This is a genomic window from Blautia sp. HCN-20427 (assembly GCF_037890365.1).
GTDB lineage: Bacteria > Bacillota > Clostridia > Lachnospirales > Lachnospiraceae > Blautia.
The window spans coordinates 1-12,829 of sequence record NZ_JBBKBX010000042.1 but is presented as its reverse complement, the minus strand read 5'-3'; the positions used below and the strand labels follow the sequence as shown (position 1 = coordinate 12,829).

Below are 12,829 nucleotides of genomic sequence, written 5' to 3'. Positions count from 1 at the left end.
TGATTTGAATCCCATAATAACATCCTCCTTAAAAATAATAGTTTTCCTCGCCCTTCTTCCAATCCTTCTCCATCTATTCCTATGCGAAATTTCCGAAATTATTGCCTGATTGAAAAAAGGGCAACACTTGTAAAGCTACAAATGCTGCCCAGACGGTCGGCTTACTATCTTATTCTGATTCCCCTGTGGTACTCCACATTTATCCGTCAGTAATCAGAACTATGGTTATAATCTAACACAAAATCATCTCAATGTCAATCTACCATAATAAAGTTTGTGAATTTTTTACCAATTTTATTCTGTTTTCTATGCAAATCTTACAAGACTCTCTTTTGTCTATGCACCAATAAAAGCGGTCACTTCTTCTTTCTCCGGCATAACACGCAGAGCACCCTTTTTCGTGGTAATCAGAGAAGACGCACCATTGGCAAAACGCAGCATTTCCTGCAGATTTTCTTCTGTCAGTCCTTCCAGGCCATGTTCCAGCACATAGTTCAATGCGCACGCGCCGAAGGTATCGCCTGCTCCTGTGGTTTCAATGGTGTTTTCCTGTAAAAACGGTTTCTGAAATACCTCTTTTCCTTCGTAAAAAGCAATGCTCCCCTCTTTTCCCATAGTCACATTCATAAGTTTTAAGTTAGGATATTCTTTCAGAAGGATATGAGCCCCTTCTTTTACATCTTTTGTTCCTGTCATAAATTCCAGTTCTTCTTCAGAAATTTTCAACAAATCGCATTTGGACAAGCCGTATGCAATCTGTGCTTTTGCCTCTTCCATAGATTTCCACAGCGGCGGTCTCAGATTGGGGTCAAAAGAAATCAGAAGTCCTGCTTCTTTCGCTACATTGATTGCCTTGTAAGTTGCCTTCCTCACCCCTTCGTGCGTCATGGATAAAGTACCGTAATGAAAAGCCTTTGCAGACTGTATATAGGCCTCATCAATCTGGTCTTCCTGCAGCATCATATCTGCTCCCGGATTTCTGTAAAATGCAAAATCACGGTCCCCATCTTCAAAAGTATGAACAAAGGCCAGTGTGGTATGTACTTCTTCGTCTTCATACAAATGGCTAGTGTCAATGCCTATAGATTCCAGTGTTCCCCTAAGAGCGGTTCCGAACTGGTCTTTTCCTACAACACCCAGAAAAGATGTCTTCTTGCCCAGCTTATTCAGCATAGCCAGCACATTACAGGGTGCTCCTCCCGGGTTTGCCTCAAAAATAGGATTTCCCTGCCCACTTACTCCGTTTTCAGTAAAATCAATCAAAAGTTCACCTAATGCAATTACATCAAATTTTTTACACATATTCTCTACTCACTTTCTCAATTTTTCACTTGTTATTACTTTACTGTGCATTATATCTTTTTTTTTTAACTTGTGCAATATTTCCCCAAACCTTTCCCGAATTTTTCTACCGAAACCAGAGTATTTTCCTTTGATGCTTTTCTGAAAACTTTAGGATTTCTTTCGATTTATCCGGAAAAGTTCTTAATGATTTCCTTCTAAAATGAAGAACATAAATTTTTTGTACGCAGGAGGCGATTTCATCATGGAACTTTTTCATATACTTTCCCAGTCTGCTCAACGGTTTCCTTCCCGGATAGCAGCCACAGACGGAACTTCTATGCTTACCTACAGACAACTGGCTGATTATTCTGACCGGCTTGCCCTGTACCTGGACGGAAAATGCAGCAAAAAGGGAAATCCCGTGCTTATTTACGGGCACAAAAGTCCCTTTATGCTGGTCTGCTTTCTGGCCTGCATGAAAGCGGGAATTCCCTATTGTCCTCTGGATGTTTCTCTGCCTATACAGACTGTAAAAATGGTACTGGAAGATATTCAGCCCTCTCTTGTCTGCGCATTGGAACCATTTCCCTTTCCCTGTAATTCTATGCTCTCTCTGCATGTATTCCAGGAGATTACTCAGAAAAATAAAATCCCGGACTGTGACATCCGGCTTATGACGGCTTATCTCACCCCTATTGCAAAAGATGATGTTTTTTGCATTATGTATGCTTGTGATTCCGGTGAAACTGTACAGGGAGTTCAAATCTCTCTTCGTTCCCTGGAAGAACATTTAAAAAGCTGTGTTATCCCCTGCCTTTCTGCTTCTTTTGAAAAAGTGCCGGTATTTCTCAATCAAGCTCCTTTTTCTTTTGATTTGTCCGTAACGGATATTTATACCTGTCTCTTTCTCCAGGGAACACTCTGGTGTATATCAGAAACGGATATGGACAATCCCCGGCTGCTTCTGCATACCTTTGCCGCTTCAAAGGGAACTGTGTTAATCTCTACCCCATCCTTTCTGGAGATGTGCCTTGTCGAAGAAGCTTTCTGTGCCAAACAGATTCCTTCGCTGTCCTGCTTCCTTTTGGGAAAAGAACCTTTGTCTGTAAAAACTGCCGCCAAATTAAAAAAACAATTTCCTGATGCCCGGATTTTCAATCTCTATATTCCTGCTCCGACTGCATTGGCAGTCACCAGTACAGAAATCACGGAAAAACTTCTGCAAAACAGCCAGATACTGCCTTCCGGCTCCATAAAACCAGGGGTGCAAATCGAAATTCGAAGCGAAACAGGCACAGTTTTAAAAGACGGTGACAAAGGAGAAATTGTAATCCTAAGCCATACATCTCCTCCCGGATATTACAAAAATCCCTTCCATACGAAAAAAACTTTCTTCACAGAAAAACACAAAACAGGTTCTGTACAGGGTTTTCATACGCAGGACAGAGGCTATCTTCAGGACGGCGTTCTTTTCTACTGCGGCAGAAAAGATGCCGCTATCCGGCTCAGCGGCCATCCCGTTGCGCTGGACGATGTGGAAACAGGACTTATGAAGCTACCTCAGGTCAGCCGCGCTGCAGTCCTTCCTCACATTCGGGAACACCGTGTACGAAATCTCTATGCTTATGTAGTTTGTCCGGAAAAATCCATTTCCGATAAAAGCTATTCTGCCAGATTAAAAGAAGACTTGCTTTCCATTTTGCCGGAATACATGATTCCAAAGAAATTTATTTATGTAAACCGATTTCCTGTATCACAAAATGGAAAACTGGACTTAAATGCCCTAAAGAACATGAAAACAGGGCTGTATCGCATGTAATGCGGCAGCCCCGTCAGCTTTTCAGCTCTCTTGTCTCTCTATTTCACCTTTGTCACAGTCCGCACGTCCCGGAAATGTCCCATAACAATCAATGTTTCCGCACCTCTGAACACATGGTCTGCACCGGGAAGCGGATTCATCCTCCCAGCTTCTTTCGTAGCCAGAATGCTTATATGGTATTTCTTTCTTACTTCTTTTTCCACAATAGAACTTCCCACCCAGGTATCCGGAACCGGAATTTCATAAATCGCATACTCCTCTGTCAGTTCAATATAATCAAAGATATTGTCATTTCCATATTTCACAGCAAGGCGCTGAGCCATTTCCTTTTCCGGATAAACCACATGGTCCGCACCGTTTCGCAAAAGAAATTTAGCATGAACATCCCGGTTAGCTCTTGCCAGTACAAGAGAAGCCCCACAGTCTTTCAAAAGTGCCGTAGCTTCCAGCGAACTTTGAAAATTATCTCCAATAGCCACAACACACAAATCAAAGTTTCTCACTCCCAGAGATTCCACAAAATGTTCATTGGTAGCATCGCCAATCTGCGCATCCGTTACCATATCTATGGCGTCATTGACCCTTTCTTCATTAATATCCACTGCAAGGATTTCATTTCCCTCCGCAATTAATCGTTCTGCCATATGTCTTCCAAAACGGCCAAGACCTATCAGAAGCACTGATTTCATCTCTGTTTTCCTCCTTAAACTATTTTATCCTACAGACACTTTTTCCACCGGAAGTTTTGACGGAATCATGGAGATACGGTTGGTAAATGCAATCAGTATGGTAATACCTCCCACTCTTCCGATAAACATCAGCAGAATTAATATAATCTGTGAAACTGTTCCCAGACCAGGGGTAATTCCCAAGGACAGCCCCACTGTACAAAGTGCAGACACTGTTTCAAAAAGCGTCTGCTTCATTCCCAGATTCTCTATGGTTGAAATGATCATAGAAGAACCTATGCTCAGCAAACCATAAAACATCATCAGACAGCAGGCATGACGAATGGCTTCACTCTCCACTCTCCGCCTGAACAGTTCCAAATCTTTTCGCTTTCTCAGCTCTGTCCAAATAGTCAGCACCAGAATCAGCATGGTGGTGGTTTTAATACCTCCCGCTGTAGAGCCGGGAGAACCGCCAATAAACATCAGGCTTATCATAAGCGCCTGACTGCTGTCTGTGAGCATATTCAAATCTATGGTATTAAACCCTGCCGTTCTGGGGGTCACAGCCTGAAAAAAAGCACAAAGAATCTGCTGTCCCAAATTTTTGCCTTCCATGGAGGGTTTTCCCCACTCGAAGACAAAGATAAGCAAAGTTCCTCCCACAATAAGAATGGCGGTGGCAAACAGCACCATCTTAGTATGCAGTTTATAAGAACGGATATGCCATTTCCATTTCTTCAAATCTTCCCATACCAAAAAGCCAATACCACCTATGATAATCAGCCCCGCTATGGTCAGTCCTACCAAATAGCTGTCCCCTGCTGTAATAAGGGACGAACTTGGGCTGTAATATCCCATAAGATCAATTCCTGCATTACAAAATGCAGATATGGAATGAAACACAGCATAATACAAACCTTTTCCCAGTCCCAGCCTGGGGACAAAATAACAGGCCAGAAGAACCGCACCCACTCCTTCAAAGAAAAAAGTCCCTGATAACACAAACTTTGACATTCGTACAATTCCACCTATCTGAGGAGCTGCCACACTTTCCTGCATCAGCATCCGTTCCGACAGCCCAATTTTCCTTCGAGTCAAAGTCAGCGCAGATATGGCAATGGTCATAAAGCCAATGCCTCCTATTTGAATCAATATTAAAATCACAACCTGTCCGAATTCGGACCAGAAAGTGTACGTATCATGAGTAACCAGGCCCGTCACACAGGTAGCAGACGTAGCCGTAAACCAGGCATCCATAAAAGAGGCCGCCTCGCCTCCCCTGTTGGAAACTGGCAGCATCAGCAGCAGCGTGCCCAAGGCAATGACTGTAAAATAGCCTGCTGCAATAATTTTGGTAGTTGTCCATTTTATCTTTCTTTTCTTAGTCACAATATTCTCCGTCTCATTTACTTTGTCTTCAAATCTTTATGTGGGGAATCTTCATCATCCCGATACAGCCATTTTAGTATATCATTGGTAACTTCTTTCAGCCCCTTCCTAATCCCATCAAAAGCGCCCAGATTATAGAAATTAATCACAATGGCCCCCACCGGAACTGCCAGAATCATTCCCAGCACACCTCCGATACGGTATCCGATATACATAAAAATCAGGGTCAGAAGCGGATTTACGCCTATGGAATCTCCCACCATCTTAGGTTCAATCACTCTTCGCACCAGCTGCGTCACAAGATACAGAATAATCAATCCTACGGCATATTGCAAGTCCCCTGAAATAATTTTAAAAAGCGCCCAGGGAATCAGTGCAGTACCGGTGCCGAAAAACGGCAGCATATCCAGAAAAGCGATAAGAACAGCCACCAGGGCTGCGAATTTCACCTGCATAATCAGAAATCCTACAAACAAAATAATCCCAATGACACCCATAATTTTAAACTGCGCTTTAAAATAGCCTCCAAATACCTGCTTGAAGCTGTCTGAGAGAATCCGCCATTTTTCCTGAATCAGCATAGGTGTATTGGCTCGCCCGAATTCCAGAATTTTATCTCTGTCCGCAATAAAAAAATAGGCAGATAATATGGTAAAAATAATGGAAATCAAAATACTGGGCAGATTTTTGGCAAGATCACTGGCCTGATCTACGGTAATCTGGCTGACTTTTCCCACAGCCTCTCCGGTAATCTGTCCAATACTCGTCTGAAAATCTTCAATAGCCGTCTGTACACTCTCCGGCATTTCATCTATCAACCGGGACATATTGTCTCCTGCATCCTGAAATTCCTGGCGTATACTCCCATAAATTTCCGGAGCCTGGTCTATCAGTGACCGCGTTTCTTCTACGGCCTTTACTCCTACGAAATAAATGCCGCACACAATTCCCGCCAAAACCGCAATAATCAACAGCATGGACGTATGCTTTCGGGCAACTTTAAGCCGCCGCTCCAGCATACGCACCAGCGGATTGGCAATCAGAGCAATACACCAGCCAATGACAAAGGGCATAAAAAATCTCAGAAATTTAATTCCTATAAAAATCCCTGCCGCCATTGCTGCAATGGTTATCATAAATACCAAAATACTTTTCGCATATTTTTTCCATTTCATTTTCAAGACTCCTGACATTGCAAATTTCCGTAAACGTAAACTGCCCATATATGCATATAATTTCTGCACATATGGGCAATCCATTCCCAGCCGGTGTGTTCTAGTGGCTTGGATTGCACTATATGCAATCATTATACCACATGTTTCGGAACTGGAAACCAATTATCTGAAATTTTTACAATTCTTTCAGAAATCCGAACGGTTCTTCATCATGTATAAAATGCATCAGCATGTAAGAACACATTATCGCTGTATTTTCTTCTCTTAAAATCCGTTTTGCCTCTTCCCGGTCTGCCAGGACAACTTCTATTTCCTCTGTGTCCTCCTGATAGTCTCCTGAAATTTCACCCGATGCTATGCCGAACACAGTGGCGCAGCATTCGTCAGTCAGACCAATGGTGGTAAAAGCCGGTTTTTCATATGCCTCGGAAACAGAAGCAGGGACAAACGTAAGCCCTGTCTCTTCTTTCATCTCCCGAACTGCGGTTTCCCGGTAATCCTCTCCTCTTTCCACCAAACCTGCCGGAAATTCATAGACATAATCATCAATGCTGTATCGGTACTGGCGTATCAGTACCACTTTATCCTGCGCTTCACCGTACAGACTGTAGATGACCACGCCATCCGGATGCAGCGTATGGCTTTTCAGCTTTAGTTCTCTTTCTTCTTTTGCTCTGGAAGCCACATAATATTTTCCCTTTTTCCCGGTCTTGCTCTCCCTGTCCAACTCGTAAAGATTGACAAAGGGATTTGCTGTCTTACGGGTAATTCCTGTGATTTTCGCCACTTTATTCTCCTTTCAGCAGAACCTTCAGACGCTTGTAGGAAAGCATGGTAATCCCTGAAATCATCACACCTTTTATGAGATTAAAAGGAACCATGGACAGCAGAACAAAAGTCACCATATTGTTGATAGCCGGGTTAATTTTCGTTCCCATGGCAATAAAGCTGTCCACAGGGATTCCCATTGCCACACTATACAGGGGAAACATCACAAAGGCATTGGAGAGACATCCCACAGCTGCCATGGTCACAGTTCCCACAGACATTCCAATCAGTGCGTTTTTCGCTGTTTTTCTGCGTTTATAAAACAGACCTGCCGGCACTGCAAAGGAGCAGCCGATTAGGAAATTTGACAATTCTCCCACCCCTGCTGTGGTAGTACCGTGAGTGACAATGTGAAGCAGGTTTTTCAGAAGTTCAATGATAATACCTGCCAGAGGCCCCATGGCAAAGGTTCCCACTACTACCGGAATCTCCGAAAAATCCATCTGCACAAAAGGCGGTGCAATAAACGGCAGCGGAAATTCAAACATCATCAGAACCGTAGCCACAGCCCCAAGCATGGCTATCTGTATGGTAGTTCTTAATTTTGACCTGTTTTGTGTTCCCTGGATTCTCTTGTTTACAACTGCTTCCTGACTCATGTTTCATTTCTCCTTTTCATGAATGATTTTTCATAAAAGGAAATTCTTCTTCTATGATTTTTGAAACTTCAAAAAAAGAGAGGCAACCGCACCTTTTGGGGGCTCCTCTCTTTGAAAGTCGTACAAAATCATAACCTTCTTCTCTCATCCAGACTATACTGTCGGTACCGGAATCACACCGGTTCAGCCGTAAAATACGGGTCGCGGACTTTTACCGCCGGTGGGGAATTGCACCCCGCCCCGAAGAATTTTCTTTTATTTACTATGCATTATATACCTTGTATCCATATCTTGCAACTGTTTTTTCCATGCTGCCGCTTTAAATTTCTGCTGTGGCCTCCAGAAGCCATGTACGTTCCTCTTCCTCCAGCATGGGGCCAACGATTTCATAAACCTTTTTATGATATGCATTTAACCACTGCCGTTCTGCTTTTGTCAGCATCTCCGGAAGAATAGCTTCTCTTTCGTAAGGAACCCAGGTTACGTTTTCAAATTCCATGAACTGTCCATATCCATTTTTCTCTGCTTTTTTGCACAGAAGGAGGTTTTCGGTACGAATACCGTATTTTCCTTCCAGATACAGTCCCGGCTCGTTGGAAGTAAGCATGCCTTCCTCTAATGGTGTGGTGTTGCCGCGTCTTCCGTTTGCGCGCACTCTCCAGTTGATATTCTGAGGACCTTCGTGCACATTCAGAAGATATCCAACGCCGTGTCCGGTTCCATGATTAAAGTCCAGCCCTCTTTCCCAGAGCGGTCCCCTTACCAGAGCGTCCAGATTGGCGCCGCTGCAACCGTACTGGAATTTTGCCATAGCCAGACGGATATGTCCCTGCAGCACCAGAGTGAAATGTTCTTTCTGCTGCTGTGTCAGTTCCCCTACGGCAATGGTTCTGGTAATATCTGTAGTTCCCTGCCAGTACTGTCCGCCGGAATCAATCAGGAAAAATCCCTTTGGCTCTACTTTTGCAAATTCCGTTTCTGTAGGCGCGTAATGACACATAGCAGCGTTTGGTCCATAGGCACAGATAGTTTCAAAACTCAAGTCCAGGCAGTCCGGGTCTTCTTTTCTGAGTTCCAGACTTTTTTCGGCTGCACTGTATTCTGTGACTTCTCCGCTTCCCACATTTTGCTTCAGCCAGTAAATGAAACGGCACATAGCTTTTGCGTCCTTGATATGGGCAATACGGATATTCTCCATTTCTGTCTGATTTTTATTCCCCTTCATAACAGCCGCCGGATTGGGAGCAAACACTACTTCTGTGTGCTCCGGAATAGACTTGTACAGGGTATAGTTGGTACAGATGTCCTCCACCAGCACTTTGTCGGAATCCTTCAATGTTTTTACTGCATCATAAATTTCAAAATATGGGTGCAGTTCTACTCCCGCTTTTTCTAATTCTGCCCGTACTTCTCCGGAAACAGCCTCTTCCTGTACATAGAAGTATACCTTATCCATGGTTATCATGACATAGGAAAGTACCACTGGATTGTACACAATATCATTGCCGCGGATATTCAAAAGCCATACAATATCATCCATACTGCAGATGATATGGGTATTGGTTCCCTCTTTTTTCATTTCTTCACGGACAGCCGCTATTTTTTCTTCTCTGCGCTGTCCTGCATATTTTACATCCAGCAGATAAACCGGTTCTTTGGACATCTGCGGACGGTCTGTCCAGATTTTACCGCCCAGGTCCTCACCGCATTTTAAAGTGCCGTTTTTCTTCGCCAGAAGCGCTTCAAACTCTTTGCCCTCTGCCACATGAATGGTTCTTCCGTCACAGCCAAGACAGCCATTCTCCGGCAAATGTTCTTCCAGAAATTCTTCTACTGTGGGAACACCCTCTTCTCCCATTTTCATCAGCGCAACGCCTGTGCCTTCCAGCTGCTTTGCTGCCTGGATAAAGTATCTTCCGTCTGTCCACAGATATGCGCCGTCCGCTGTCACCAGCAGAGTTCCCGCAGAACCGGAGAAACCGGAGAGCCAGGCCCGAACTTTAAAATAAGTACCCACATATTCTGACTGATGGAAATCTGCAGTGGGCACCAGATACATATCCATGCCCGCTGCCTTCATTTCCTGCTGCAGCATTTTGATTCTTTCCTGATTCACATTCATGATAAACCCGCCTTTCTTTACTGAATTCCTTTCATGGTAAGGGAAATTCTCTTTTTCTTCATATCTACGCCCAGAACTTTTACGTCTACCACATCACCTACGCTGACTGCTTCCAGCGGATGCTTAATGTAACGCTCTGTCATCTGGGAAATATGCACCAGCCCGTCCTGATGGACGCCGATGTCCACAAAAGCACCGAAATCAATCACATTCCGGACGGTTCCCTTTAACACCATACCCTCTTTTAAATCTTTCATATCTAATACGTCTGTACGCAGAATCGGCTTCGGCATCTCTTCACGCGGGTCGCGTCCCGGCTTGGTCAGTTCTTTTACCATATCCCGCAGGGTAATTTCGCCGATACCCAGCTTTTCAGCGGTTTTTGCATAATCTTTGACAAAATACACGCCATGACCGCCAAAAATATCTTCCGGCTTCATCCCCATGCTTTCCAGGAATTTTTCTGCCGCTGCGTAGCTTTCCGGATGTACGCTGGTAGCGTCCAGAGGATTTTTTCCGCCCCGGATGCGCAGGAAACCGGCACACTGTTCAAAGGCTTTCGGCCCTAATTTTGCCACCTTTAAGAGTTCTTTTCTATCGGTAAACTGGCCGTTTTCTTCTCTGTAAATTACGATATTTTTTGCAATGGCTTTGCTGATACCCGACACATATTCCAGAAGGGAAACAGACGCAGTGTTTAAGTCCACGCCAACTTTATTTACACAGTCTTCTACCACACCGGACAGGGCTTCTCCCAACTTTTTCTGGTTCATATCGTGCTGATACTGTCCCACACCAATGGATTTCGGGTCAATTTTTACCAGTTCGGCCAGAGGATCCTGCAGTCTTCTGGCAATAGACGCCGCACTTCTCTGTCCCACGTCAAAGTTCGGAAATTCTTCTGTGGCAAGCTTGCTGGCAGAATACACCGAAGCCCCCGCTTCATTGGTAATGACATACTGCACTTTCTGAGGAATTTCCTTGAGCAGTTCCACAATAATCTGCTCAGACTCCCGGCTGGCTGTTCCGTTTCCCACAGAAAACAGCGTAATGTTATATTTCTCAATCATAGCCTTTAAGGTTTCTTTTGCCGCAGCGATTTTCGCCGGAGTCGTAGGCGCTGTGGGATAAATCACAGCCGTATCCAACACTTTTCCTGTGGCGTCTACCACAGCCAGCTTACAGCCGGTACGAAAAGCCGGGTCCCAGCCCAGTACCACCTGACCTACGATTGGGGGCTGCATCAGAAGCTGTTCCAGATTTTTCTTAAACACCTTGATGGCGCCGTCTTCTGCCTTTTCTGTCAAATCATTGCGGATTTCTCTTTCAATGGCAGGCGCAATGAGACGGCGGTAGCAATCCTCCACTACCTCCTTTAAAACAGGAGTGGTCTGTGCATTGTCTTTTGTGATGACCTGTTTTTCCAGATAGCGGAGAATGTCTTCTTCCGGCGCGGAAATTTTCACGGTCAGAATCTTTTCTTTTTCTCCGCGGTTAATAGCCAGCACCCTGTGTCCTGCCACCTTGGATACCGGTTCTTCGTATTCATAATACATATCGTAAACGGTGGATTCTTCCGGTTTCTTTGCTGCTGAAACCAGCGTTCCTTTTTTGGCTGTCATCTCACGAATCCGGATACGGTAATCCGCTTCATCAGAAATACTCTCTGCCACAATGTCTTTGGCGCCTGCCAGCGCTTCTTTTACATTTTTTACTTCTTTTTCTTCGGATACAAAAGCCTCTGCTGCTTCTTCCAGGCTCTTATCTGTCATCTGCAGCAGAATGATGTTGGCCAAAGGTTCCAGTCCTTTTTCTTTTGCAATGGTAGCTCTTGTTCTTCTCTTTGGCCGGTACGGACGGTACAAATCCTCTACCACAACCAGTGTCTGGGCTTCTGTAATCTGTTTTTTCAGTTCTTCTGTGAGTTTTCCCTGCTCTTCAATGCTGGAAAGCACCTGTTTTTTCTTGTCTTCCAGATTGCGCAGATAAGTAAGCCGTTCAAAGAGATTTCGCAGCTGTTCATCATTTAATGCACCGGTAGCCTCTTTACGGTAACGGGAAATAAACGGTATGGTATTTCCCTCATCTATTAATGAAACGGCAGCTTCCACCTGCCATTTTTCCACTTGCAATTCCTGCGTTATTATCTGTATAATATCCATAAATCTGTCCTTTCCGCCTCAGCTTTCTTTTACTACCTTACAACCTTATCAATGTGAAAGGAATTTGTCAAGAAATTCATTTTCTCTGTGCTGTTTTCTATTGCCACCCCCTATAATACATGATAGAATATGTAATAATCTTTATATTATTTTGAAAGAAATGAGGTCTTACACTTATGGAAAACCCTTACGAAGGACAAAATTACCGGCCATACACCCCACCTCCGGTCTATGAACCGGAATCTGCACCGAATTCTTCTGTTTATCAGGGAAACGCTACTTTTGCCACGCTTTCTCTGGTCATGGGAATTTTGTCTATCCTTTCTATATGCTGCTTTTTCCCTATGGTTTTTGTCTTTTCGGGGCTGGGCATTCTTTTTTCCTGTCTGTCCAAAGGAGAACACAGACGTCCCGGAAATGCAAAGGCGGGTATGGCTATCTGCGTAAGCTGCCTGACGATTTTTACTGCTCTGGTAATATTTATATGCACCTTTTTCCTGGTCTCCGATAAAGGCCAGAGCTTTCTGCAGGAATATTATCATCTCATTACCTCGGACAACGTTACCGAGGCAGATTTATACAACTTTATTTACAAATATATGTATGGAGAAGATTTCTTGCCTTATCCGGATACAGACAGTTACGATACTCCTAATGGATATGACAATTACGACGATTACTTCAATGACGACGGCGGCTATGATTTCTATGACGGAGACCTTCCTGATTTTTACCAGCCACAGCCGGATACCGGAAGCGACGTGATTTAATATTTCAGTA

10 protein-coding genes and 2 riboswitches are annotated in these 12,829 nt (G+C 44.1%); of the genes, 2 read left to right on the top strand and 8 right to left on the bottom strand.

Annotation, left to right across the window (positions count from 1 at the left end):
- Positions 1–139: 139 nt before the first annotated feature.
- A riboswitch (ZMP/ZTP riboswitch) is annotated at positions 140–224 on the bottom strand.
- Between the two features lie 112 nt (positions 225–336).
- Positions 337–1,302, bottom strand: coding sequence for a carbohydrate kinase family protein (locus WKT17_RS15830; RefSeq protein WP_173750196.1), 966 nt, complete (start codon positions 1,300–1,302; stop codon positions 337–339).
- Between the two features lie 244 nt (positions 1,303–1,546).
- Between WKT17_RS15830 and WKT17_RS15825 the strand changes: the two genes are divergently transcribed.
- Positions 1,547–3,103 (top strand): AMP-binding protein, encoded by a 1,557-nt coding sequence (locus WKT17_RS15825; RefSeq protein ID WP_173750197.1) that lies wholly within the window; start codon positions 1,547–1,549, stop codon positions 3,101–3,103.
- A 38-nt stretch (positions 3,104–3,141) separates the two neighbouring features.
- Here WKT17_RS15825 and WKT17_RS15820 read toward each other — a convergent pair whose 3' ends face one another.
- From WKT17_RS15820 to WKT17_RS15790, 7 genes are all read right to left on the bottom strand, one after another.
- The gene (locus WKT17_RS15820) at positions 3,142–3,792 is read right to left on the bottom strand and encodes a potassium channel family protein (protein ID WP_173750198.1); all 651 of its coding nucleotides are present in this window, start codon (positions 3,790–3,792) and stop codon (positions 3,142–3,144) included.
- Between the two features lie 24 nt (positions 3,793–3,816).
- Positions 3,817–5,163, bottom strand: coding sequence for a TrkH family potassium uptake protein (locus tag WKT17_RS15815; protein ID WP_226853743.1), 1,347 nt, complete (start codon positions 5,161–5,163; stop codon positions 3,817–3,819).
- 17 nt (positions 5,164–5,180) lie between these two features.
- Complete coding sequence (ytvI, locus tag WKT17_RS15810; RefSeq protein WP_173750199.1) at positions 5,181–6,338, bottom strand: sporulation integral membrane protein YtvI; 1,158 nt, start codon at positions 6,336–6,338, stop codon at positions 5,181–5,183.
- A 175-nt stretch (positions 6,339–6,513) separates the two neighbouring features.
- Entirely contained in the window at positions 6,514–7,125 is a 612-nt protein-coding gene (locus WKT17_RS15805; protein WP_173750200.1) for an NUDIX hydrolase, read from the bottom strand.
- 1 nt (position 7,126) lies between these two features.
- Positions 7,127–7,765: an ECF transporter S component gene (locus tag WKT17_RS15800; RefSeq protein WP_173750201.1), complete on the bottom strand. Its 639-nt coding sequence runs from the start codon at positions 7,763–7,765 to the stop codon at positions 7,127–7,129.
- 132 nt (positions 7,766–7,897) lie between these two features.
- Positions 7,898–8,017, bottom strand: a riboswitch (FMN riboswitch).
- 67 nt (positions 8,018–8,084) lie between these two features.
- Positions 8,085–9,887: an aminopeptidase P family protein gene (locus WKT17_RS15795; RefSeq protein WP_173750202.1), complete on the bottom strand. Its 1,803-nt coding sequence runs from the start codon at positions 9,885–9,887 to the stop codon at positions 8,085–8,087.
- A 17-nt stretch (positions 9,888–9,904) separates the two neighbouring features.
- A complete protein-coding gene (locus tag WKT17_RS15790; RefSeq protein WP_173750203.1) occupies positions 9,905–12,049 on the bottom strand; it encodes a Tex family protein in 2,145 nt (714 codons plus the stop codon).
- Positions 12,050–12,225: 176 nt separating this feature from the next.
- On the opposite strand from WKT17_RS15790, the gene WKT17_RS15785 reads away from it, so the two are divergent.
- The gene (locus WKT17_RS15785; RefSeq protein ID WP_294542401.1) at positions 12,226–12,819 is read left to right on the top strand and encodes a DUF4190 domain-containing protein; all 594 of its coding nucleotides are present in this window, start codon (positions 12,226–12,228) and stop codon (positions 12,817–12,819) included.
- Positions 12,820–12,829: the final 10 nt, after the last annotated feature.

What these genes read in the sequence shown, in the direction of transcription:
- WKT17_RS15830 (WP_173750196.1), bottom strand. Translation starts at nt 1,302, where the DNA reads ATGTGTAAAAAATTTGATGTAATTGCATTAGGTGAACTTTTGATTGAT.
- WKT17_RS15825 (WP_173750197.1), top strand. Translation starts at nt 1,547, where the DNA reads ATGGAACTTTTTCATATACTTTCCCAGTCTGCTCAACGGTTTCCTTCC.
- WKT17_RS15820 (WP_173750198.1), bottom strand. Translation starts at nt 3,792, where the DNA reads ATGAAATCAGTGCTTCTGATAGGTCTTGGCCGTTTTGGAAGACATATG.
- ytvI (WP_173750199.1), bottom strand. Translation starts at nt 6,338, where the DNA reads ATGAAATGGAAAAAATATGCGAAAAGTATTTTGGTATTTATGATAACC.
- WKT17_RS15800 (WP_173750201.1), bottom strand. Translation starts at nt 7,765, where the DNA reads ATGAGTCAGGAAGCAGTTGTAAACAAGAGAATCCAGGGAACACAAAAC.
- WKT17_RS15795 (WP_173750202.1), bottom strand. Translation starts at nt 9,887, where the DNA reads ATGAATGTGAATCAGGAAAGAATCAAAATGCTGCAGCAGGAAATGAAG.
- WKT17_RS15790 (WP_173750203.1), bottom strand. Translation starts at nt 12,049, where the DNA reads ATGGATATTATACAGATAATAACGCAGGAATTGCAAGTGGAAAAATGG.
- WKT17_RS15785 (WP_294542401.1), top strand. Translation starts at nt 12,226, where the DNA reads ATGGAAAACCCTTACGAAGGACAAAATTACCGGCCATACACCCCACCT.